Source organism: Microbispora sp. ZYX-F-249 (genome assembly GCF_039649665.1).
Taxonomy (GTDB): Bacteria; Actinomycetota; Actinomycetes; order Streptosporangiales; family Streptosporangiaceae; genus Microbispora; species Microbispora maris.
This window is the reverse complement of the sequence record NZ_JBDJAW010000150.1, coordinates 1-753: the sequence shown is the minus strand read 5'-3', so window position 1 is coordinate 753 and position 753 is coordinate 1. Positions and strand designations below refer to the sequence as shown.

Sequence of the window (753 nt, the reverse complement as noted above, 5' to 3'; positions counted from 1 at the left end):
GCAGGCGCAGGACGACGCGCGCATCCGCGCGTCGGCGGAGGCGAAGCGGTCGGGTAAGCCGGTTGAGGTGGCGGGATTGACCTCGGCGGTGAGTTCGACTGTGGCCAATCCGGATGGCAGGTCGTTCACCACGACGGTCAGTACCCGTCCGTCCAGGGTGAAGCGGGACGGGGTGTGGGTGCCGATCGACACCAGTTTGGTGGAGAAGGACGGCGCCTTGGTGCCCAAGGCCGGGCCTGCTGTGAAGGTGTCGAATGGTGGTGATGGGCCGTTCGCGACTGTGGCTGATGAGGCGGGTAACTCGGTTGCGTTGAGCTGGCCGGCCCCGTTGCCCAGGCCGACGGTCGAGCGGAACAAGGCCCGTTACACGGACGCGGCCGGTCCGGGTGCCGATTTGGTGGTGACTGTGCTGCCCGGTGGTGTCCGTCACGACATCGAGCTGCGCGAGCGTCCCACGGCTCAGCTCAATTACCGGATTAACGTGAAGACGGTCGGGTGGAAGCTGCAGCAGGACGGTCAGGGCCGTCTCACGCTGACCGACAGCGTGGGCAAGCTCGTCGCGCCGGTGGCCCAGCCGGTCATGTATCCCAAGCCCGCCCACGCGGAGAAGAAGGCGGGCAACGCCAAGGCCGGTACGAACGCGAAGGCGAAGGCGGACGCCGAGACCAAGGCCGAGGACCGGCACCGGCGTACGGGTCGTATCGCCACCCGCCTGCGCAGTGAGGGCGATCACCAGGTGCTGGAGCTGACCCC

1 protein-coding gene and 1 pseudogene are annotated in these 753 nt (G+C 67.9%); one reads left to right on the top strand and one right to left on the bottom strand.

Annotated features, from left to right (window positions below; translation table 11 throughout):
• Positions 1-192: hypothetical protein (locus AAH991_RS40175; RefSeq protein ID WP_346231197.1), on the bottom strand; the 192-nt coding region annotated here is incomplete at its 3' end.
• On the opposite strand from AAH991_RS40175, the pseudogene AAH991_RS40170 reads away from it, so the two are divergent.
• Positions 179-753: pseudogene (locus AAH991_RS40170) on the top strand (hypothetical protein); the annotation flags it as partial. The gene AAH991_RS40175 and the pseudogene AAH991_RS40170 sit on opposite strands and share 14 nt — an antisense overlap.